At 73.1% G+C, this 21222-nt stretch carries 21 protein-coding genes; 14 read left to right on the top strand and 7 right to left on the bottom strand.

The features are described from left to right. Positions 1–61: 61 nt before the first annotated feature. Positions 62–265: a developmental transcriptional regulator BldC gene (gene bldC, locus BUE48_RS01480; RefSeq protein WP_012850682.1), complete on the top strand. Its 204-nt coding sequence runs from the start codon at positions 62–64 to the stop codon at positions 263–265. 567 nt (positions 266–832) lie between these two features. Here the strand turns inward: bldC and BUE48_RS01475 are convergent. Further along, on the bottom strand, positions 833–1525 hold the full coding sequence (locus BUE48_RS01475) for a TetR/AcrR family transcriptional regulator (RefSeq protein WP_012850681.1): 693 nt from the start codon (positions 1523–1525) through the stop codon (positions 833–835). A gap of 717 nt (positions 1526–2242) precedes the next feature. Here BUE48_RS01475 and BUE48_RS01470 point away from each other — a divergent pair. From BUE48_RS01470 to BUE48_RS01455, 4 genes are all read left to right on the top strand, one after another. After that, the gene (locus BUE48_RS01470) at positions 2243–3253 is read left to right on the top strand and encodes a LacI family DNA-binding transcriptional regulator (RefSeq protein WP_012850680.1); all 1011 of its coding nucleotides are present in this window, start codon (positions 2243–2245) and stop codon (positions 3251–3253) included. Between the two features lie 111 nt (positions 3254–3364). Further along, a complete protein-coding gene (locus BUE48_RS01465; protein WP_286988452.1) occupies positions 3365–4696 on the top strand; it encodes a hypothetical protein in 1332 nt (443 codons plus the stop codon). Between the two features lie 389 nt (positions 4697–5085). Next, a complete protein-coding gene (locus BUE48_RS01460; protein ID WP_012850678.1) occupies positions 5086–5937 on the top strand; it encodes an N-acetylmuramoyl-L-alanine amidase in 852 nt (283 codons plus the stop codon). A gap of 55 nt (positions 5938–5992) precedes the next feature. Beyond that, a complete protein-coding gene (locus BUE48_RS01455) occupies positions 5993–7447 on the top strand; it encodes a DUF7059 domain-containing protein (RefSeq protein ID WP_286988451.1) in 1455 nt (484 codons plus the stop codon). On the opposite strand, the gene BUE48_RS01450 is transcribed toward BUE48_RS01455, so the two are convergent. Then, positions 7444–8529 carry a quinone-dependent dihydroorotate dehydrogenase gene (locus BUE48_RS01450; protein ID WP_286988450.1) on the bottom strand — a complete coding sequence of 362 codons (1086 nt, stop codon included), beginning with the start codon at positions 8527–8529 and terminating at the stop codon, positions 7444–7446. The genes BUE48_RS01455 and BUE48_RS01450 overlap by 4 nt on opposite strands. A gap of 209 nt (positions 8530–8738) precedes the next feature. On the opposite strand from BUE48_RS01450, the gene BUE48_RS01445 reads away from it, so the two are divergent. After that, positions 8739–9566: an SAM-dependent methyltransferase gene (locus tag BUE48_RS01445; RefSeq protein ID WP_012850675.1), complete on the top strand. Its 828-nt coding sequence runs from the start codon at positions 8739–8741 to the stop codon at positions 9564–9566. Between the two features lie 185 nt (positions 9567–9751). Continuing rightward, positions 9752–10762 (top strand): Acg family FMN-binding oxidoreductase, encoded by a 1011-nt coding sequence (locus tag BUE48_RS01440; RefSeq protein ID WP_012850674.1) that lies wholly within the window; start codon positions 9752–9754, stop codon positions 10760–10762. Between the two features lie 9 nt (positions 10763–10771). Here BUE48_RS01440 and BUE48_RS01435 read toward each other — a convergent pair whose 3' ends face one another. Both BUE48_RS01435 and BUE48_RS01430 read right to left on the bottom strand, forming a co-directional pair. Next, complete coding sequence (locus BUE48_RS01435) at positions 10772–11176, bottom strand: DUF7144 family membrane protein (RefSeq protein WP_012850673.1); 405 nt, start codon at positions 11174–11176, stop codon at positions 10772–10774. Between the two features lie 151 nt (positions 11177–11327). Then, positions 11328–12662: a serine/threonine-protein kinase gene (locus tag BUE48_RS01430; protein WP_286988446.1), complete on the bottom strand. Its 1335-nt coding sequence runs from the start codon at positions 12660–12662 to the stop codon at positions 11328–11330. 317 nt (positions 12663–12979) lie between these two features. On the opposite strand from BUE48_RS01430, the gene BUE48_RS01425 reads away from it, so the two are divergent. From BUE48_RS01425 to BUE48_RS01415, 3 genes are all read left to right on the top strand, one after another. Further along, on the top strand, positions 12980–13330 hold the full coding sequence (locus tag BUE48_RS01425) for a YciI family protein (RefSeq protein ID WP_012850671.1): 351 nt from the start codon (positions 12980–12982) through the stop codon (positions 13328–13330). Between the two features lie 159 nt (positions 13331–13489). After that, positions 13490–14773, top strand: a complete 1284-nt coding sequence (locus tag BUE48_RS01420; RefSeq protein ID WP_286988444.1) for an RNA polymerase sigma factor — start codon at positions 13490–13492, stop codon at positions 14771–14773. A gap of 139 nt (positions 14774–14912) precedes the next feature. Continuing rightward, positions 14913–15872 (top strand): trypsin-like serine peptidase, encoded by a 960-nt coding sequence (locus BUE48_RS01415; protein ID WP_286988442.1) that lies wholly within the window; start codon positions 14913–14915, stop codon positions 15870–15872. Positions 15873–15907: 35 nt separating this feature from the next. Here the strand turns inward: BUE48_RS01415 and BUE48_RS01410 are convergent, their stop codons facing one another. After that, positions 15908–16186 (bottom strand): isoamylase early set domain-containing protein, encoded by a 279-nt coding sequence (locus BUE48_RS01410; protein ID WP_012850668.1) that lies wholly within the window; start codon positions 16184–16186, stop codon positions 15908–15910. A gap of 262 nt (positions 16187–16448) precedes the next feature. Here BUE48_RS01410 and BUE48_RS01405 point away from each other — a divergent pair, with 262 nt between their 5' ends. From BUE48_RS01405 to BUE48_RS01395, 3 genes are all read left to right on the top strand, one after another. Then, positions 16449–16682 (top strand): hypothetical protein, encoded by a 234-nt coding sequence (locus tag BUE48_RS01405; RefSeq protein ID WP_012850667.1) that lies wholly within the window; start codon positions 16449–16451, stop codon positions 16680–16682. A gap of 199 nt (positions 16683–16881) precedes the next feature. After that, positions 16882–18285 (top strand): MFS transporter, encoded by a 1404-nt coding sequence (locus BUE48_RS01400; protein ID WP_012850666.1) that lies wholly within the window; start codon positions 16882–16884, stop codon positions 18283–18285. Between the two features lie 82 nt (positions 18286–18367). After that, a complete protein-coding gene (locus BUE48_RS01395) occupies positions 18368–18817 on the top strand; it encodes a winged helix-turn-helix transcriptional regulator (RefSeq protein ID WP_286988440.1) in 450 nt (149 codons plus the stop codon). Between the two features lie 36 nt (positions 18818–18853). On the opposite strand, the gene BUE48_RS01390 is transcribed toward BUE48_RS01395, so the two are convergent. After that, positions 18854–19267, bottom strand: coding sequence for a roadblock/LC7 domain-containing protein (locus BUE48_RS01390; RefSeq protein WP_012850664.1), 414 nt, complete (start codon positions 19265–19267; stop codon positions 18854–18856). Between the two features lie 252 nt (positions 19268–19519). On the opposite strand from BUE48_RS01390, the gene BUE48_RS01385 reads away from it, so the two are divergent. Then, positions 19520–20536, top strand: a complete 1017-nt coding sequence (locus tag BUE48_RS01385) for a DUF4388 domain-containing protein (RefSeq protein WP_342610169.1) — start codon at positions 19520–19522, stop codon at positions 20534–20536. Between the two features lie 211 nt (positions 20537–20747). Here BUE48_RS01385 and BUE48_RS01380 read toward each other — a convergent pair whose 3' ends face one another. Continuing rightward, positions 20748–21194, bottom strand: coding sequence for a roadblock/LC7 domain-containing protein (locus BUE48_RS01380; RefSeq protein ID WP_012850662.1), 447 nt, complete (start codon positions 21192–21194; stop codon positions 20748–20750). Positions 21195–21222: the final 28 nt, after the last annotated feature.

Here is a 21222-nt window from a genome sequence, read left to right as displayed (position 1 = left end):
ACCGCGTGATCAGTATCGGATCGCAGGATCGTATCGGTCCACGGAGGAGAGGCCGCACAACATGTCAGCACGAACGCCAGAGGCCGAGCCCCTGCTGACGCCGGCAGAGGTGGCGACGATGTTCCGAGTCGACCCCAAGACCGTCACCCGCTGGGCGAAGGCGGGCAAGCTGACCTCCATCCGCACGCTGGGGGGTCACCGGCGGTATCGGGAGGCCGAGGTCCGCGCGCTGCTGGCGGGCATCCCGCAGCAGCGCTCGGAGTAGCGTCCCGCCCTCACCGGAGGGCGGAACGCACTGCCGAACACACCGGGTGCCCGCACGGGCACCGTGTTGGGGGGCGGCTAGGAGGCCGCTGAACACCGTCGTCTCAGATGGGCGCCCAGCAGCACCCGCCAGGGGGCTGCCGGGTGAACCCGGCGGGGAGTCGCTTTCCCGGCGGGCCCTCCGCCCGCAGCGGGCGGGGTCGTCCGTCGTCCGCCCCGGCCGGGGGAGTCCCCTCAGGGACGGGAGCCGTCAGCGGCCTCCCGGACGAAAAACCCAGGTCCCGGACGCATGGCCGGGGCTTGGCAGAACGCACGACCCTATGTGGTCGGCGAGTCCCCGCCCGTGCCCGTACGCATCGAGCCACGGGCACGGGCGGGAATTCTCGTATCAGGGCTTCCATCTCGCAAGAACGGGACGGTTCCGGGGCCTTGCCGAGGCGGGGTTCGCAGGCCCTCTTCAACGCGCTGATTTCCGCCGTCGGAACGGCTCCCCGCAGGCAAGGGCGACGCGCGGGCCGGTGGGAGCGGAGCCGGGCATCCCGCCGGCGCAATCACAGAGTGAGAAAAATCACTCTTCGGGCTTGCCCCGCTCCTCTTGGGTGAGACGGTCGAGCATGGCGGCGATCTGGGGGTCGTGGCGGCCCGCCACGTTCAGCAGCATCACGATCTGGTCGACCAGGAGCCGCTCCAGCTTCCGGCGATCCAGGTCGCGCTGTTCCAGCCAGTCCATGGCCGCCGTCTCCACGCACGCCATCCACGAGCGCAACGTGATGCGCAGCACCGGGTTCGGCCCGGATGCGCCCAAGGCGTGCAGGATGCGGTCCAGCAGCAGGCTGCGGATGCCGTTGACGATCTCCCCCACCTCGCCGGAACGGTCCGCCGGACCGCCGCGCAGCAGCGCGCCGTAGCCGGAGGCGTGGCTTTCCACGAAGTCGAAGTAGCGGCTCAGCGACACCCGCAGCCGCTCCAGCGGCTTGCCCTCGGTGGGCGGCTCCAGCAGCACCGACAAGCGGTTGGCGGCGCTGCGCAACGCCGCCACATACAGCTCGTGCTTGCCGCCGAAGTAGTGGTAGACCAGCGCCCGCGAAGCGCCCGCCGCCACCGCCACGTCGTCGATGGAGACCTCATCGGGCGGCCGGGTGCTGAACAGCTGCAACGCCGCCTCGATCAGCTCATCGCGCCGCTCATCGACGCTGAGCCGGCGCCTGCCCTGCCCGCGCCGCCGCCGTGCCGGGGAGGCGAAGCGCTCGCCGCTCACCATCCCGCCCGCCGGTCACCGCGCGGGAAGGACGGCGCGCCCGCCGGGCCCCCTCCGACACCCGCTTGCCGGGCCCGGCGCCGCCCGGCCGCCCGCCGTCCCAGGTCACGGCCCGCTCCCCAGCCATGACGCCCCCGCACGCGACCTGCGGGGGCGGTGTGTCGAAGAAGGTCTGCCGCCTCGCTCACCCTGGCGTCCACCGCCCCATCTGCACTCGGCCGCCGGAAGCGCACGGCGGAACCGGCCAGGTCCACCTCCGCGCCCCGGGGTCAATCGGCCGGGGACACCGGCTGGGACGGCCCTCCGCCGTCCGGCTCGCCCTCGCGTCCCGCCGATCGCTGGCAACCACCGGCGGCGCCCGGCGGGGGCGCCGCACGTCCCGTCACTGCGCAGCGTAGCCGAGGAACGCGGGAGCCGAGGGGGCGCCCACCCCACCCCGCGGGTGCGCTTTTGGTTGCTGTGATCCACAACACCACAGATCACAATCCCCATTGACGTATGACCGTTACTCCTTGTTGCGACCATTTGGAGCGCTCGCGCGGCATCATGGCTATCTCCTCCACTTGCGAGGGAGATGTCCCGGATCAGATCACCCCCGATCGACGCTGGGGCGTCAAGGCGGCAGGTCCTGCAAGGCCCCCCGACAGGAGTGCCATGTCTGCTCGTAAAGGTGTTCCCACCGCCGGAGGCGGCAAAGGCGGTGAGAAAGGCGGTGGGTCTGTGCCGGGCCCCACCACGCCCAAGCCGACCATCCGCAACGTCGCCGAACGCGCCGGGGTGTCCAAGTCCCTGGTGTCGCTGGTGATGCGCGGCTCCCCGCACGTCAGTGAACGCCGCCGCCAGGCGGTGCTCAAGGCCGCCCGCGAGCTGGGCTACCGGCCCAACGCGGTGGCGCGCAGCCTGGTGGAGGGCCGCACCCGGCTGATCGGCGCCATCGTCGCCGACCTGCACAACCCCTTCTTCGCCGAATTCCTGGACGGCCTGCAGGAAAGCCTGCACGGCGAAGGGCTGCGGATGCTGGTCGGCAGCGGCCGCTGGGACCCGTTGTTCGAGGCCGAGGCCGTCGAGGCGTTCCTGGAGATGCGGGTGGACGGGCTGGTGCTGCTCAGCGTCGTCCCCGACTCGCTGCAGGAGGCCGCCGCCAGCGTGCCGGTGGTGGTCGTGGGCGAACGGGACGTGGCCGGGGTCGACATCGTGGTGGACGACGACGAGCTGGGCGCCAGCCTGGCCGTGGACCACCTGGTGCGGCTCGGGCACCGGCGCATCGCGCACATCGAGGGAGCGCCCTCCACCACCGCGCGGTACCGGCGGGCCGGCTATGAGAGCGCGATGCGCAAGCACGGGCTGGCCGACCAGATCGTCGTCGAGCCCGGCGACTTCACCGAGGAGGGCGGCTACCGCGCGGCCCGCAGCCTGCTGAGCCGCCCCGACCGGCCGACCGCGATCTTCGCCCCGAACGACCTGGTGGCCACCGGGGCGCTGTCGGCGGCCGACGAGCTGGAGCTGCGGGTGCCGGCCGATGTGTCGATCGTGGGATATGACAACACCCACCTGGCCGCCATCCGGCACATCTCGCTGACCAGCGTCGATCAGCCCCGCCGGGACATGGGGCGGATCGCCGCCGAAATGCTGTGCGCCCGGATCGGGAATCCCCACCGCGAACCCAAGCAGAAGTTGGTGGTGCCGCATTTGGTGGTGCGCTCCACCACCGGCCCCGCCCCCACGTTGTGAACTTGCCCTCGCAAAGCCTTTCGCCAGAGATTCCCCTGGTCGTGAGAGTCCGGTAAGAGGCGGGTCAAGCCTGGCGCAATAAGCGGGACGCGGGCCTGCCATAAGGGGTTAATGGAGTCCGCCGTTTCCCGGCCGGCGACCCGCCGTCGTCCGGCCGTCCGGCGCATGTCGGGCAAGTCACGCTCATCAGGGGGTGGATCCGTGCGTGATCCAGAGTTGGCGCTGTGCGCACAGCGCGCGGCAAGCGAGCTGGAACGTGCCTGGTCACGGTGGCGGCGCGCGCACGGGCTGGCCGGGCGCCCGGCGGAATCGGTGGCCAGTTACGTGACGCACTCGCTGGATCATCCCTGGGGCCGTCCCCGGGTCGTCCTGGGCCTGGACGCCGAGGAGGCCCGCGCGCTGGCCGCGCTGCTCGGCCGTCTCGACCCACCGCAAGGCCGCCCGCAGCCGCCGTCGACCCGTCCGGGCGCCCCCAGCCACCCGGAGGGCCGGGCGCAGGCCCCGTTCGCCCCGGTGGGCGCGCCGCTGACGCGCCTGGCTCCCCCGCCGAGCTGGGCGGCCGTCTCCGCCGCCCGCACCGGCGCGCCGGCCGGGCCCGCGGATGTCCCTTCCAGCCAGGTGGACACCCTGCCCAACCGCATCAAGGACTTGCTCAACGGCACGCACCCGCCCGCGGAACGGCCGCAGGAACCGGACTCGCAAAGCGGTACGACGCCCACGCCCAACGGCGCCGCCCGGCCCGCCTTCCCGCCGCAGAACTGCGTTGAAAACCCACCGAACGGCACGGGCGCACCCGCGGGACAACCGGATTCACCGGCCCCCGCAGAGCCGCCGCAAAACCACACCGGCAAACCGCTGAACGGCACGAACACGGCCACAGAACAGACCCAGGAGCTGCGCCTTCCGGGCGCCTTGCCGAACTGCGCGGACCTGCCGCCGAACGGCACGGCGGCCCCGCTCAACGGCATCGTCCGGCCCGCCGGACGGCCCGCCCTGGCCGCTCTCCCGCCGGGCCGCGCGGATTTGATGCAAAACCGCGCCAAGAACCCGCTGAACGGCCCGGGCGCACCCGCGGGACGGCCGGATTCACCGGGCCGCACAGAGCCGCCGCAAAACCACACCGGCAAACCGCTGAACGGCACGAACACGCCCGCAGAGCAGGCACCGGACTCGCCGGGCCGGGCGGCCCCGCCGCCGAGCGGTGCGACGGTCCTGTTCGGCGGCATCGTCCGGCCCGTGGAACGGCTCGCCTGCGTCGATGCGCCGCCGAGCGGCCCCGCCGAGCGATTCATCCCCGTCGATCTCCAGGTGGAGCCGCCGCAGGGCCCCGCCGTGAGCTCGCCGGGCAACGGCGCGGACGCCGCGCTCGGCAACACCGACAGGCCCACGGAATGGCTCATCCAAGTCGGCCCGCCGCCGGGCTGCGCGGGGTCACCGCAGTGAACCCTTTTCAACGCACCGTCTTCGCAGGTCGAGACGGGGCGTCGCAGTCGGGGACGATGCCGTCCGCGGCACCGGGCACCACTCGGGGTCCCGTCCCCGGCGGCTTGGTGAAAAAGGCTCAGTGCCCGGGAGGGCTTCGCTGAACGGTGCGGGCATGGCCGCGGAGCGGACGGAGGCGCCGTTCGCCTGTGCGGATGCCTCACCGTGCCGGGAGGAGGGCGTCACTCGGCCGTGAACGCGCGGACCGCTGGGTAATATCGGCCATAAGTGATATTTGCCACAGCGATATCTTTGTTCACGTCTGAGCGGTGACCCCGTTTGACGTATGCCGGTGCATGTGCAGACTGGCAGGGTCTATAACGAATCCGTAACGGGGGGTCATCGTGGGCATGGGTCGGTGCGGGTCGGCGATCGCGGCGCTGGCCATGAGCATCGGAGCGCTCACCGCGTGCGGTGGCGGCGGTGACGGCGGCGTCGGCGAGGGCGCCCGTCCCGCGCTTCCCCCGACGGTGACCGCCGATGCGCCGCACGGGGAGAGGACCCCGCTGCCCGAGGAGGACCGGCGCGGCGGCGACGATGTGCTGCGCGGCCGGACGATCGTGATCGACCCGGGGCACAACGGGGGCAACGCCCGCGCCCCGGAGCGGATCAACCGGCAGGTCGACATCGGCAACGGCCGCAAGGCCTGTGACACCACCGGCACCGCCACCAACGCCGGCTACAGCGAGCACGCCTTCACCTGGGACGTCTCCCAGCGGCTGCGCCGGCTGCTGCAGCAGCGGGGCGCCAAGGTGATCCTCACCCGCAGCGACGACAAGGGCGTGGGGCCGTGCATCGACGAGCGGGCCGCCATCGGCAATGAGAACGACGCCGACGCGGTGATCTCGGTGCATGCCGACGGCTCCTCGGCCACCGGGCACGGCTTCCACATCATCGAGCCGGCGCCGGTGCCGGGCGTCACCACCGAGGAGTACGTGGAGGAGTCTCACAAGCTGGCGCTGGCGATCCGGGACGCCTACCGCGCCGGCACCGGCATGCCTTATTCCAACTACCTGGGCAGGGAGGGCATCGACCGGCGCAACGACCTGGGCGGGCTGAACCTGTCGAAGGTGCCGAAGGTCTTCATCGAGACCGGCAACATGCGCCATGCGGGCGACGCCGCCAAGCTGTCGAACGCGCAGTTCCGGCAGCGCATCGCCGAGTCCCTGGCCGAGGGCCTGCAAAAGTACCTGCGCGGCTGAGCGCACCGGGCCGGAGGCGGTGCCGCCGTCCCCCGCGGCGCGCGAGGATGGACCGGTGAACGACAGGGTGGATGCGCTGGAACGGGTCCGTGCCGCCTTCGAACGGGCCGGATACACCGTGGCGGGGGTCAGGGAGCTGCTCGGCCCGATGGCGGGCGGGGCGCTGGCGCGCGAGCAGATCGTGCCGGCGCTGCGGGCGACGTCGGGAAATTCGCCGCTGGAGGCGGCCGTGCGGCTGTTCTGGCTGCAGGTGCCGGTGCCGGAGTCGGCGTTTCCCGAGGCCGAGGCGCTGGTGGCCGCCGGGCTGGCCGAGCGGTCGGGCGGCGAGCTGCGCGCCCTGCTGCACATCGAGCCGCTGGAGGGGACGGACGGGAGCCATCTGGGCCATGTGGTCTCCGACCTGAAGGTGCGGCCGGGCGAGGGGAGGGCGCTGCGTCCCGATCACGTGGTCGGGGCGGGCGGCGCCTCGGCGAGCCTGGCGCAGCTGGTTATCCACAAGCCTGTGGACAACGCTCTCGATCTCGGCACGGGCTGTGGAGTGCAGGCGCTGCACCTGCGCGACCGGGCCGCCCGCATCACCGCGACCGACCTGAACCCCCGCGCCCTGGCCCTGGCGCGGCTGAGCTTCGCGCTGTCGGGGCTGAAGGACGTGGAGCTGCTGGAAGGCTCCCTGTATGAGCCGGTGAAAGACCGCCGGTTCGACTTGATCGTCTCCAACCCGCCGTTTGTGATCTCGCCGGGCGGGGGGCTGGTCTACCGGGAGTCCGGCCTGCCCGGCGATGAGGTCTGCCGCCGGCTGGTCGGCGGCGCGGCCGAGCGCCTGACGGCCGGCGGCTGGTGCCAGATGCTGGCGAATTGGCTGCACATCGACGGGGTGCCGTGGCAGGAGCGGCTCGCCGAATGGCTTCCCCAAGGGTGCGACGCCTGGGTGGTGCAGCGGGACGTCCAGGATCCCGCCGAGTACGCCGAGCTGTGGCTGCGCGACTCCTGCGAGGTGGGCTCCCCCGAGTACGCGGCCCGCTATGAGGCGTGGCTGGACTACTTCGAGCGGCAGCGGGCGACCGGGGTCGGCTTCGGCTGGATCACGCTCCGCAGAACCGAGACCGACCGGCCGGCGGTGCGGATCGAGGAGCTCCGGCACGCCGTCGAGCAGCCGGTCGGCGCCTACGTGGCGCGGATCCTCGACGGCCTGACCGCCGCCCGGCGGTTTTCCACAGGTTGTGCACAGCCGCTGCGGACGGCTGTGGATATCGTCCAGGAACAGATCGGCCTGCCCGGCGCCGAGGACCCCGAACGCATCGTGCTGCGGCAGCGCGGCGGGCTGCGCCGGGCCGCCGACGTGGGCACCGTGGCGGCGGCCCTGGCCGGGGTGTGCGACGGGACGATCCCCCTGCCGCCCCTGCTGGACGCCATCGCCGAGCTGACCGGCATGCCCGCCCGGCAGGTGCACGACCACGCCGGGGCCGTCCTGCCCGAGCTCATCGCCGACGGCTTCTTCGAGATGCCCTAGGCGTCCTTGGGGCCGATGGCGTCCTGGAGAGTACGGAAGGCGCTGCCGCGCAGGCGGCGGGACAGGTCGCGGTGGATCCGGTACGCCCACAGCGGCCCGCCGTAGATCATGCCCGTGTACGCCTGGACGAGGGTGGCGCCGGCGCGCAGCCGCTCCCAGACGTCGTCGGCGGTCTCCACGCCGCCCACCGAGATCAGCACCAGCCGGTCCCCGACCCGTTCCCGCAGCCGCCGCAGAACCTGCAGGGAGCGCTCCTTGAGCGGGGCGCCCGACAGGCCGCCGGCCTGGGCGACCAGTTCGGGGGCGCTGCGCAGGCCCCGGCGGGCGATGGTGGTGTTGGTGGCGATGATGCCGTCCAGCCCCAGCTCCAGCGCCAGCTCGGCGACCGCGTCGATGTCGGGATCGGCCAGGTCGGGGGCGATCTTCACCAGCAGCGGCACCCGCCGCCCGCCGGCGGCCTCGTCGGCCGCCCGGCGCACCGCCTGCAGCAGCGGGCGCAGCCGTTCGACGGCCTGCAGGTCCCGCAGCCCGGGGGTGTTGGGGGAGCTGACGTTGACGACCAGGTAGTCGGCGTGGGGGGCCAGGCGCCGGGCGCTGGTCACATAGTCCTCGACGGCCCGCTCCTCGGGCACCGCCTTGGTCTTGCCGATGTTGACGCCGACGATCGTGTCGCGCCGGCGGTCGCGCAGCCGGTCCGCCGCGGCCTGGGAGCCGTCGTTGTTGAAGCCCATCCGGTTGATGACCGCCCGGTCTTCAGGCAGCCGGAACAGCCGCGGGGCCGGGTTGCCGGGCTGGCCCCGCCCGGTGACGGTGCCGACCTCCACATGCCCGAACCCGAACGCGCCCAGCGCCCGGTAGACCTGGGCGTCCTTGTCGAAACCGGCGGCCAGGCCGAGCGGGCCGGGGAACTCCAGCCCCAGCGCCCGCACCGTCAGCGCGGGGTCGCGGGGGGCCAGCAGACGGCGCAGCAAGGGGACCGCCCCCGGCACCGCCTGGAGCCGGCGCAGCGCCCACAGGGTGATCCGGTGCACGGTCTCCGCCGGGAGCCGCACCAGGAGCAGGGAGAAGAGCAGACGGTACATCGGCTCGATTCTTCCAGGCGGGCGCGCCCCGGCCGGATCGCACCCGGCCCGTGGCCGGGGCGCCCGGTGCGCCGGCGGCCGCAAGGAGCCCGGCCATGGCCACGGCTAGTGAACGGCTCGTCCAAAAAGCCGCCCGACATGATCATAAAAGCCGCACGGCCTGGGCATCCCGGCCTTAGATTGGGATGAAAACAGGTCTAGGAGCGGCGATGACCACAAACCCGGCGGAGAGCGGCGGCGCGAGCGCCGACGCCACCCCCAAGATCGATACCTCTGTCCCGCACTCGGCGCGGATCTGGAACTACTGGCTGGGCGGCAAGGACAACTACGAGGTCGACCGGATCGCCGGCGACCAGTTCCTGAAGGTCTTCCCCGGCATGGCCGAGACCGCCCGGCAGTCGCGGGCGTTCCTGGTGCGCACCGTCCGTTACCTGGCCGCAGAGGCCGGCATCCGGCAGTTCCTGGACATCGGCACCGGGCTGCCCACCGCCGACAACACCCACGAGGTGGCCCAGCGGGTCGACCCCACCTGCCGCATCGTCTACGTCGACAACGACCCGCTGGTGCTGGTGCACGCCCGCGCCCTGCTGACCAGCACCCCGGAGGGGGCGACCGACTACATCGACGCCGACATCCGGGAGACCGACAAGATCCTCAAGGCCGCGGCCAAGACGCTGGACTTCACCAAGCCCATCGGGCTCACCCTCAACGGGATCATGGGGCACATCGTCGACTTCGACGAGGCCCTGTCGATCGTGCGCAAGCTGGTGGCGGCCCTGCCGTCCGGCAGCTACCTGGTGCTGCAGGACGGCACCAACGTGCACAGCGAGGCCAACAAGAAGGCCCACGACGAGTACAACCAAAGCGGCGCCGCCCCCTACATCCAGCGCAGCCCCGAGCAGATCGCCCAGTTCTTCGAGGGCCTGGAGCTGGTGGAACCCGGCCTGGTCAGCGTCACCCAGTGGCGGCCGACCCTGGTCGGCGACAAGGAGCCGCCCCCGGTGGACGGCTACGGCGGCGTCGGCCGCAAGCCCTGACCTTCCGCCCCGGCACCGCGCCCGGTGCCGGGGCCGGTTCTTTTCCGGCCGGCGATGCCCCGCCCGGTGGGCTCATCCGGATGGCAAGGGGACCAAGGTCCCCCGGATTCGGGACTGTCGTGTCTGGTGCAGGGCATGACGGGGGTGGAATCTGAGGGGAACCGACACCCAGAAGGGGGTCCCAGATGGCTGGACGGATTGCCCCGCCCGCTCAGGACCAGCTCCTGGCCTGTATCGAGGCGGCGGTCCGTGCCCCGTCGATCCACAACAGCCAGCCGTGGCAGTTCCTGCTGCTGCCCGACGGGGTGGAGGTGCACTCCGACCCGTCCCGGCGGCTGCCGGCGATCGACCCGGCCGGCCGCGCCCTGCACATCAGCCTGGGCGCCGCGGTGCTGAACCTGCGGCTGGCCCTGGAGCACTTCGGCCGGCGCACCCGCACCGAGCTGCTGCCCGATCCCCAGGACCGGCGGCACGTGGCCACGGTGTGGGCCGAGGAGCCGCAGGAGCCCGGCCGGGACGTGGACGAGCTGTACGGGGCGATAGCCCGCCGGCACACCAACCGGATGCCCTTCCAGGACGTCCCGCCGCCGCAGGAGGACCTGCAGGCCCTGACCCGGGCGGCCGAGGCGGAGGGGGCGGTGCTGCGCTTCCCCGAGCCGGGCGAGCGCGACTTCCTGCTCAGCCTGGCCCGCACCTCCGATGAGCGGCACCGCGGCGACCGGGCGTACCGGGCCGAGCTGCGGCTGTGGACCACCGACGACCCCTACCGCGAGGACGGCATCCCGCTGACGGCGGTCGGCCCCTACAGCGAGGGCGGCCTGACCACGCTGCGCGACCTGGCCCCCGAACGGGAGGTTCCCGGCCGCGCCGCGGTGCGTTTTGAGCCGGAGCCGACGGTGGGCGTGCTGGCGCTGCCCGGCGAGGACGGCCCGCTGCAGTGGCTGCGGGCCGGGCAGGCGATGCAGCGCGTCCTGCTGGAGGCCACCCGGCGCGGCCTGTCCACCTCGGTGTTCACCCAGGCGCTGGACGACCCGGAGCTGCGGCGGATGCTGCACCGGCCCGGCGACCACACCACCCCCTATGTGGGGTTGCGCGTCGGGTACGGCCCGCCCGCGCCGGTCACCCCGCGCCGCCCGGTGGACGAGGTGATCACCTTCACCCGGCCCGTCCCGATCAGGCCGCCGCGGCTGAGCTGACCGGGCCGCTCAGGCGGCGGTGGCGCCGTGGGGCGGGACGGTCAGGGCATAGATGACCAGGACGCTCAGGGCGATCGTCAGCACCGACCACCAGGGGAAGGCCGCCAAGAAGAGCATGTGGCCGATGATCGACAGCGCGGCCAGCGCGATGCCGGCCGCGCGCGCCCAGGTCATGCCGTTCATGATGCCGGCGGCCACGGCGATCTGGACGAAGCCGAGGATCAGCCACAGCCAGCCCCAGGCGGTGAAGTTGAACACCAGGACCTGGCCGGCGTCGACGACGTAGAAGTCGCTGCTGAAGATGCCGACCAGCCCGTTGATGACGTTGAACACGCCGGTGAGCAGGAAGACGACGGCGGCGAAGGTGAGCCATCCGGAGGTGATGGTGCGCCGGGTGGTCGCGCTCGTGGTCATGGTCGATCCCCCGATCGTCGTTGCCGGTCCGTGCTCGGCCGGCCCGGATGAGGTGCTTTCACACCTGTGTGGTTGCCGGGGACGTCTCCACTGAAGGGCTGCGTTCGGCCAAACTCGTCCCATGTCCCCGGCTCGTCCCGGAAACGCCTGCTCAGGCCGGGGCCGCATACGGGGTGGGATCCACCGCGTCGATGGCCGCCAAAAGCCACTGCGCCCGGGGCTTGGCGATCTTGCCGTCCCGGCGCCGCTCGCCGACCTTGGTCCGCAGCAGGTCCACCCGCTCGGCCACCCGGACCGGGCGTCCGGCGGCCAGCTCGGTCTGGAAGTCGGTGACCAGGTGGTCCAGCTCCGCCGCGGTCTCCGGGGCGATCTCGCCGCGCGCCCGGCCCGCCACGATGACCTCCCGGACCCGGCTGAGCCGGTGCACCAGCTCCTCCCGCGACGGCCGCCGGCTCGGCGGCGCCTCCACCCGGTTGTGCGGCGGGCCGGGGGTCTGCGGCGGTTTGCCGGACGGTGACTTGCGCCGGGGCGGGGGCGAGGAGGGCTGCGGCGGGGTGGCGTAGGTGGGCGAGACGAAGAGCGGCGGTTCCAGGGTCGCCGCGGGCGAGGACGGCCCGGCCAGGGCCGGTGAGCGCCCGCTCGCCCCGTCCGCGCCCGGCAGGACCACCGAGGTGAGGGCGGCCGCGGCGGTCAGCCCCACCGTGGTGGCCAGGCCGAGCGTCCACGTGGCGCCGCCGGAGAAACGCCTGCGCCGCCCGGCGGGCAGGGCCCCGGCGGGCGGAGCGGCCCGCCCGCCGGCCGCGGCGAGCACGGCGTGCGCCTCGGCGGCCGGGGGACGCCGCCGCGGGTCGCCGGCGCGGCACCGCGAGCACAGCTCGGCGATCTCGGGCGGGAGGTGGGCGGCGCGGAGGGCCCGCAGCGCCCGCTGCCCGGTCAGGAGCTCGGTGAGCAGCACCCCGAAGGCGTGCACGTCGGCGGCCGGGGCGGCCTCGTCCCCGCCCGGGCCGCGGGGAAGGCCGAAGCCGAGCACCTTGGCCCCGTCCGGGCCGCATATCACGTTCGCGGGCCGCAGATCGCCGTGCGCCACCCCCGCCGCGTGCGCGGCGGCCAGCGCCTCGGCGACCCGGGCGCCGATCCGCACCGCCTCCTCCAGGGGAAGCGGCCCGGCGGCCAGCCGGTCGGCGAGCGTCTCCCCCTCTGCCGGCTCCATCACCAGGTACGGGACGGGCCTGCCGTCGATGTCGGCGACCTCCCCGTGGTCGCAGACGGCGACGATGCCCGGGTGCGTCAAGGCGGCCGCCGCCCGCGCCCTCTGCTGGAACCGGTGGCGGTAGCGGAGGTCGCCCGCATGCTCGGGCGGCACCAGGGCGACCATGACCCGCCGGGCGAGCATCTCGTCGGTGGCCCGCCACACCTCCGGCGCCGAGCCGGCGCCGACGCGCCGGTCCAGCCGGTACCGGGCGGCGATGAGAACACCTGCGCGCACTGGGGCCGTCCCCCGTCCCACCTTGAGGTCATGGGGCTTCTCCCCACTGGTACGCAGCCGGGGCGGCGCAGGCTCGATCGAACCGGAACCGCCCGGCGATCCGTACTGCAGGCCGGCCCGCCGGCCGTTCGCATGGCCCTTGCGCGCGCCGTGCACTCGGCGTCCATGCCCGGCGCATCGGGCTGCGGGGAGGCGGCCGGGAAAAATTTCCGCGGAAAAATCCGGCCGTCGTGTCGATCGGGCGCGCCGTTGTTCGACGCGTCAGCGAGAAGGCCGGGGGATGACCCGCCGGCACCGCTCGTGACAAGGAGAACGGCATGCGGTTCCTGATGATGACCACCGACGACGGTTCGGACCAGAGCCCGCCCAGCGAGCGGCTGCAGGCCGAGATGGGCGCGTTCATCGCCGAGATGAGCAGGGCGGGCGTGCTGCTGGCCACCGGCGGGCTGGAGCCCGGCGGTGTCCACATCACCGCCCGGGACGGCGAGATCACCGTGACCGACGGGCCCTTCAGCGAGTCCAAGGAGGCGGTGGCCGGTTTCGCGCTGGTCGAGGTGCGCAGCCGGGAGGAGGCCATCGAGCTGTCCAGGCGGTTCTGGAAGATCGTCGGCAACGGCCGCGGGGTCATCAAGCAGGTCTTCGGCCCGGAGGACCTGCCCGGCCAGTGAGCCTTCCCGCCGCTGCGGGGCACCCGTTCCGCCCTGCGGAAACGGCGTGTGAAGAAGGTGCAGCGGGCTCTTTCGGCCCGCTCCGTCCGCCGCGTCCCCGCCCGGGACGCGGCGGACGGCCGGTTGCGGGGGATCTGCGGGGGTGCTGTGATCGGGGTCATGACACAGCCGCGGCAGGAGGCGTCCGGCGTTCACCGCGCCATCGACGCGGTGTGGCGGCTGGAGTCGCCGCGGATCATCGCGGGGGTGGCGCGGCTGGTCAACGATCTCGGGCTGGCCGAGGAGCTGGCGCAGGACGCGCTGGTCGCCGCGCTGGAACAGTGGCCCGGCTCGGGGGTGCCCGACAACCCGGGGGCCTGGCTGATGGCCGTCGCCAAGCGGCGGGCCATCGATGCGATCCGCCGGGAGCGGCGGCTGGAACGCAAGATCGCCGAGCTCGGCCACGGGCTGGAGACCGGGGCGCCTGGCACCGATCCGGAAGAGGCCCTCGATCCGGAGCGGATCGAAGACGACCTGCTGAGGCTGGTGTTCACCGCCTGTCATCCGGTGCCGCCGGCCCCGGCCCGGGTCGCGCTGACGCTGCGGATGCTCGGGGGGCTGACCACCGGCGAGATCGCGCGGGCCTTCTTGACCTCGGAGGCGACCGTGGCGCAGCGGATCGTCCGGGCCAAGCGGACCCTGGCGCGGGCGAACGTGCCGTTCGAGGTCCCCGCCGGCGCAGCGCGCGCCGCCCGGCTGGCGTCCGTGCTGGAGGTCATCTACCTGATCTTCAACGAGGGCTACGCCGCCACGGCCGGGGACGAGTGGGTCCGCGCCGACCTGTGCCGGGAGGCGCTGCGGCTGGGCCGGGTGCTGGCCGGGCTGATGCCCGGGGAGGCCGAGGTGCACGGCCTGGTGGCGCTGATGGAGATCCAGGCGTCCCGGGCCCGCGCCCGCATCGGCCCGTCCGGTGAGCCGGTGCCGCTGGCGGAGCAGGACCGCGGCCGATGGGACCGGCTGCTGATCCACCGGGGGTTCGCCTCGCTGCTGCGCGCCCGCGCCCTCGGCGGCCCGCCCGGCCCGTACGTGCTGCAGGCCGCCATCGCCGCCTGCCACGCCCGGGCCGCCACCGCCGAGGACACCGACTGGAAGCAGATCGCCGGCCTGTATGAGCTGCTGGCCCGCACCGCCCCGTCCCCGGTGGTGGAGCTGAACCGGGCGGTCGCGGTGGGCATGGCCTTCGGTCCCGAACGCGGCCTGGCGATCATCGACGCCCTGGCCGGCGAGCCGGCTTTGCGGAACTACCACCTGTTGCCGAGCGTGCGCGGCGACCTGCTGGCCCGGCTGGGCCGCACCGCCGAGGCCGCCGCGGAGTTCGCCCGGGCCGCGGCGCTGACCCGCAACACCCCCGAACGCCGTCTGCTGCGCAGGCGGGCCGACGAGCTGGCCGCACGCTCCGGCTAGGCCGCCTCGTCAAGGCCGGCGGGCGAAGACCCGGCGGGATGTGAGGGGCTTGATGTGCGGAATAGTTCGGATCTTCGTAGACGAAGATCCCGACCAAGCGGTAATTTCCCCTCACCACCCCCCGGCGAAAGCGGTGCATATGAAAGCGTCCCCTCGCATACTCACCCTTTCCCTGCTGAGTGCGACGACTCTGGCGTCCACGCTGCTCGTTCCGGCGACCGCCGCGGCGGCCGCCCCCCGCCCGGCCGCCAAGGCGCAGGCCACCACCAAGGCGGCGCGGCAGCAGGTGGAGGCGTTCTGGACCAAGGCCCGGATGCGTTCGGCGACCCCCATGGAGCGGCTGCTCACCCCCGGGACGGCGACCGCGCGGAAGCTCCTGGAGGTGGACGGGGCGGGGCTGCTCGCGCCCACCGCCTACCCCAGCGGTGGGGCCTCCTGGACCGGCGGCGGGCAGGTCGTCAAGACCACCGGGCGGGTGTTCTTCACCTACCAGGGCCGCACCGCCTCCTGCTCGGGCAGCGCGGTGGTCAGCCAGAACAAGAGCACGGTCATCACCGCCGGGCACTGCGTCAAGCTGAACGGGGCCTGGCACACCAACTGGGTCTTCGTCCCCGGCTACCACAACGGCAACGCGCCTTACGGCGTGTGGACGGCGCGCCGGACGCTGACCACCCCGCAGTGGGGGTCCAGCGAGAACTTCTCCTACGACGTGGGCGCGGCCGTGCTGAACCCGCAGGACGGCAAGCTGCTCACCGACGTGGTCGGCGGCCAGAGCATCGCCTTCAACCAGCCCCGGTGGCGGCGCATGTACGCCTTCGGGTACCCGGCCGAAGCGCCCTATGACGGGTCCAAGCTGACCTATTGCAGCGGTCCCACCATCGTCAGCCTGCTGTGGGGCACCCACGGCATGAACTGCAACATGACCGGCGGGTCCAGCGGCGGCCCGTGGTTTGTGAACTTCAACGAGGCGACCGGCACCGGGACGCTCGCCTCGGTCAACAGCTACCGGCTGAACCTGCCGATCCTGTGGCGCAACATGTACGGGCCCTACTTCGGCAACGACGCCAAGGCCCTGTACGAGGAGGCGCAGAAGTCCTGACGTCCGCGGCGTCCGCCCCGGGCCGGGGCGGACGTTCAGCCGATGGTGATCACGCTGCCCTGGGAGTCGATCGCGTCGGCGGTGTCGTCGTCGAACCACAGCCCGCCGGTGCCCAGGTAGCGGAAGCGGTAGGTGCCGGGCGCCAGCGTCACCGAGACGCTGCGGGTGCCGTTGCGGCGCTTGACCAGTTCGTGCCTGCCGGGCTCCCAGTCGTTGAAGTCCCCGACCACGCTGACGGTCCCCGGGGGCTCGTCGGCCGGGAGACTGAAGGTGACCCGGGTTTTGCGGCCGAACAGCCGCGAACGCCTCAGCATGCTGCACTCCCCTGGAGGCGAAGGGACATCCGGATAGGCCGACATTCTCCCGGTTCTCTTCGCCGCCGGGCCGGTCCCAATGCCGACCTTAACCCAGAATTCACATGCTGACCTGCGACGTTACGCGCGGGACGGTGCTTTTGGGGCTGTCATGGGAGTCCGGGACGTCAGACGGCGCAAAGCGGGGGTACCCCGGTCATGACGACCGGGCCCGGGATGCCCGGGCCGGGGTGTGCCGACCGATGCCGCCCGGAGGTGGCCCATGCCGTCCAAAGCGCCGCTGGCTCTCCTGCGGAGCCTGCTCGCCCTGGTGACGACGCTGAGTCCCGCCTCCGTCCCCGCCCTCGCCGTGGCGGCCGGCACGACCGTTGCCGTCACGGCGAGCTGCGCCTCGCCCGGGGACGAGGACGACGGGGACGACGGCGACGACGACCGCGATCGCGGTGACCACGACGGCGACGACCACCACGACCGCGATGACCGCGACGGGGACTGAGTCTCAGCCGTCCGGCTCGCCCCTGCCGGCAGGCGGCACGGGCAGGCGTCCCCGCCTCGCACCAGTCGCGTCACGCTGAGTTCTCCGCACGGTTTCCCCTGCGGTGCCCGATCCCACATTCCTGAGGGTTGTGTTTTCCAACTGACCATGCCACAGTGGCCGCCAACTGAGTTGGATTTTCCTACTTACTGGAGGGGCCGTGACCCGTCCCGACACCCGCACCGGCGCCCCGCCCGAGGCCAGGCCGTCCACGGGGCGGCTGGGCCCGGTCTTCGCGGTGGTGGCCGCCGGGGTGGCGATGTCCAACCTGGACATGTTCATCGTCAACGTGGCCCTGCCCGAGATCGGCGAGGAGATGTCCGGCTCCTCGCTGCCGGCGCTGTCGTGGGTGCTCAACGCCTACGCCGTGGTCTTCGCCGCCCTGCTGGTGCCGCTGGGCGACCTCGCCGACCGGGTGGGCGCCCGGCGCACCTACCTGGCGGGGGTCGCGATCTTCACCGCCGCCTCGGCGCTGTGCGCGCCGGCGCCGTCGGTGTGGGCGCTGGTCGCCGCCCGCATCGTGCAGGCGGCCGGGGCGGCCATGCTGACGCCCGCCTCGCTGAGCCTGCTGCTGGCCGCCGCGCCGCCCGAGCGGCGGACCGCCGCGGTCCGGGGCTGGACGGCCATCAGCGGGCTGGCCGCCGCGCTCGGCCCGGTCGCCGGGGGCCTGCTGTGCCAGGCCGGCTGGCGCTGGGTGTTCCTGGTCAACCTGCCCGTGGGCGCCGCCGCCCTGGTCGCCGGGCTTTACGTGCTGCCCCGTACCGCGGCGGTGCGCAACGCCCGGCGCCACGACACCGCGGGCGCGGGCGTCCTGACGGTCGCCGTCGCCGCGCTCGCCCTGGGACTGGTGCGCAGCGACGAGTGGGGCTGGGCCTCGGCGGAGGTGATCGGCTGCCTGGCCGCGGCGGCCCTGCTGGCCGCGGTGTTCGCCGTCCGGTCGGCCCGCCACCCCGATCCCATCGTGCCGCCGGCGCTGCTGCGGGTGCCGGCCTTCGGTTCGGCGACCCTGGCCAACGTGCTGTTCGCGGTGGCGTTCGCCGCGATGCTGCTGTCGGCGGTGCTGTGGTGCCAGGAGGTGTGGCGGTGGTCGCCGCTGCGCACCGGGCTGGCGATCACGCCCGGCCCGCTGATGGTGCCCGCCCTGGCGGTCGGCGCCGGGCCGATCGTGCGGCGGGTGGGCGCGGCCGCCGTCGCCGCCGCCGGCTGCGCGGTGTTCGCGGCCGGGATCGGCTGGTGGGCGGTGGTCCTGGAACCCGATGGCGGTTATCTCACCGGGATGCTGCCCGGCATGCTGCTGACCGGCGTCGGCGTCGGCCTCACCCTGCCCACGCTGATCAGCGCCGCGGTCGCCGCGCTGCCGCCGCACGGCTTCGCCACCGGCTCGGCGGTGGTCACCATGGCCCGCCAGGTCGGCATGGTGCTGGGCGTGGCGATGCTGGTCGCCGCCCTGGGCGGCACCGATGAAGCGGAAGCCGCCTTCGCCGGCGGCTGGCTGCTGACCTTGTCGGCGACGGCGGCGGCCGGGGCGGCCGCGGCGTTCATCCGGCGCGGCCGGCCGGCCTGACCGGGCCGCGGGAGGCCGCCCCGGTCACGCGGGGGCGGCCGGGGCGGCCTCCCGAGTTGGAAAACCCGACTAATCTGTCGGCATGCCCAAGGACGTCAGCCCTCGTCCCTGCTCCATCGCCGACACCCTGGAGCTGGTCGGCGAGCGCTGGAGCCTGCTGGCGATCCGGGAGATCTTCCACGGCGTGCGCCGCTTCGACGGCATCGTCCGCAACACCGGCGCCTCCCGTGACATCCTCACCGCCCGGCTGCGCAAGCTGGAGGCCGCCGGCATCCTGCGCCGCGAGCGCTACAGCGACCACCCGCCGCGCTTCGAGTACCACCTGACGCCCGCCGGCCGCGATCTGGGCGATGTGCTGCTGACCCTGATGAAGTGGGGCGACCGGTACCTCAACCCCGACGACCCGCCGGTGCGCTGGCAGCACTCCTGCGGCAACGTCCTCGACCCGGTGGTCACCTGCGCGCACTGCGGGCGTCCCGCCCGCCAGGGCGCCCACTCCCCCACCGGCCGGGGCGTCCGGACCGACCGGTGACGCCGGCCCCCGCCCCGGTGCGAGGGTCGGGGCGGCTCAGCGGGCGTTCTCCAGCTCCTTGAAGACGCGGCGGGCCTGGGCGAAGAGCATGCCCACGTTGACCTGGCGGGTGCAGATCACCACCGCGACGATGTCGGGATTGGTGCGGCTGCGCAGGAACAGGTGGACCAGGTTTTCACTGTTGACGAGAATCTCGTTGAAGTAGTGCCCGGTGTCGGGAGTCCCCCGGTGCTGCTTCCACAACTCCTCGATATGGACGATGGTCCGCCCTTGGAAAAGGTCGGCGGTGGCCGCCGCGACCACGTCAAGGATTTCCCGCGGATGATGATCAACAGTGTCGATCGCCAGCAGCATTCCGGTGGACAGGTCGACGATCCCGGAAGCGACGTAGTCGGGGACGTCCTGCCGGAACGACTTGAGCGCGGTGTTGACGATATGCGTGAGGTTCATGAAGGACTTTCTGTTTCGGGCACGCTGAAACCCACGCAGGGGAAGCACGCGCCGAGGACCTGCTGTTGTGCGCCGCCCATGGCAGCGGCCGGGCACCCCGAAAACCCGCGCACGCACGGCCACACCCGGTGACGGGCGTGGAGTCCGGCCCCGGCGCGTCACATCCTGACACACAATCCTCCCTAGTCGCGAGGGTAACGGGCGCACTACTCTGTTTCGACCACAACGGGCGAACGGGGTGGCGGGGACATCGTGGGAGAGGTTCCAGGCGGCGACGGCGGCGCGCTCGTTCCGGCCGGGGCCGGTCACCGTGTCCGACCGGAGACGGCACCGGCCCATGGCGGAACGAAGATCGCCAAAGAGCTTTATGCGCTGGCGAACAACGGCGCCACCGGAGCGATGACGGTGGTTGGAAATTTCCGGGGAACGGTCTTCTTGGAAGACGGGCGCATCACCTTCGCAGAATCGCCCGGCATTCCCGATCCCGCCGCCCGGCTGGTCGGCTCCGGACGCCTTTCCGAGGACCAATGGCCGGTGCCGCGGGAAAACCCGGCGCGCGATACCGGAGCCCTTCTGCTGGAACGGGGCCTGCTCGGCGAAGAGGAGTTGCGGGCCGTTTTGCACTCGGTCGTCCTGGATGTGCTCATCGCGCTGCTGGCCGACCGGTCCCCGGCCGCCGACGTCCGCTTCGCGCCGCTGGAACGGCACTGGGCCGGCCGGCTGCTCGCCCTGAACCCCGGCGCGGCGCTGGCCGAGGCCGAACGACGGTCCGCGCTGCCCGCCGTCCGCCGCGTCTCCCCCCGGGCCCGCCCCAAAGCGTGCGAGCTGCTCCGCCCCTGGGCCGTGCTGCGCCGGGAGCACTGGCCGCTGCTGCAGCGGGCCGACGGCGTGCGCACCGTCCGGGACCTGGCCTGGCACAGCGGGCTGGCCCTGCACGACACCATCGAGTCCGTGGACGCCCTGGCCCACGCGGGCCTGTGCGTGCTGCTGCCGCCCGTTCCCCACCCGGACGTCCCCGAGCCCGCCGCACGGCCTCCCGGCCAGACGGCGCCCCCGCCGAGACCGGCCCTCCCGGCACCGCCGTCTTCGGCAGCACCGGCCGCCGACCCACCGCTGCCCCACCGCGTGCGGGGAGCGTCGGCACCGCCCGGAGCGGACGCGCTCCTCGCCGCGGCGCCCCGCGTCCACGACGACGAACAACCGGTCTTCACGGCGCACCCGGACGTGCTCCGGCGCGTCCTGGAAGGGCTCAAACGCCTGGGCAGGTGACCTGCCGCCCGAGGCGGTTCACGATCGCCGGACGAGCGAACGCGCACCCCACCGCGCTTTCGGACGTGCCGTGGCGCGCGCCGAATCGGCAAACCGCCCCTCCCCGCAGGCAGCCGCCGGGGACGATGCCACGACCCGCCGAGGCCCCGGCTTCGGGCGCCGCCCGGCCCGCCGCGACCAGGTGCTGTCAAAGCCCGCTGAACCGTGACGTCTATCGGTGGCCGAAGGAGCCATACGGCAGGTTGTGGCCGTAGCGGGACCAGGAGGAGCCGGCGAGCAGGACGGTCATCCGCTTGGCCGCGTCCCGGGTCTGGTAGTGGAGCATGCCGACGTTGAGGTCCTCGCCGCCGATGACCGCCAGGATCGCGGTCTCGCCCAGGGCGTAGACGGCCAGGTAGCCGTCCTCGCCCCGGACCACGGCCTCGCGGAAGCGGCCCCGGCCGGTCGCCTGCGTGGTCTGGCGGGCCAGCCCCAGCGTGGTGGCGACCAGCGCGGCCAGCTGGGACGGCTCTTCGGCGTCGGTGTCGTGGGCGACCAGGAAGCCGTCACTGGTGGCGATCAGGCTGCCGTGCACGCCGACGACCTGCTCGCGCAGCCGGCGCAGCTCCGCGCGCAGCCGCTCCTCCAAGGGCGCGGTCTCGGTGCCGGGACCGGTCATCGCTTCCCCCTCCCCGGTCATGCCGGTC

Source organism: Thermomonospora sp. CIF 1, from assembly GCF_001896795.1.
Taxonomy (GTDB): domain Bacteria; phylum Actinomycetota; class Actinomycetes; order Streptosporangiales; family Streptosporangiaceae; genus Thermomonospora; species Thermomonospora curvata.
The sequence above is the reverse complement of the archived record's forward strand: the minus strand, read 5'-3'. Positions and strand labels throughout refer to the sequence as shown.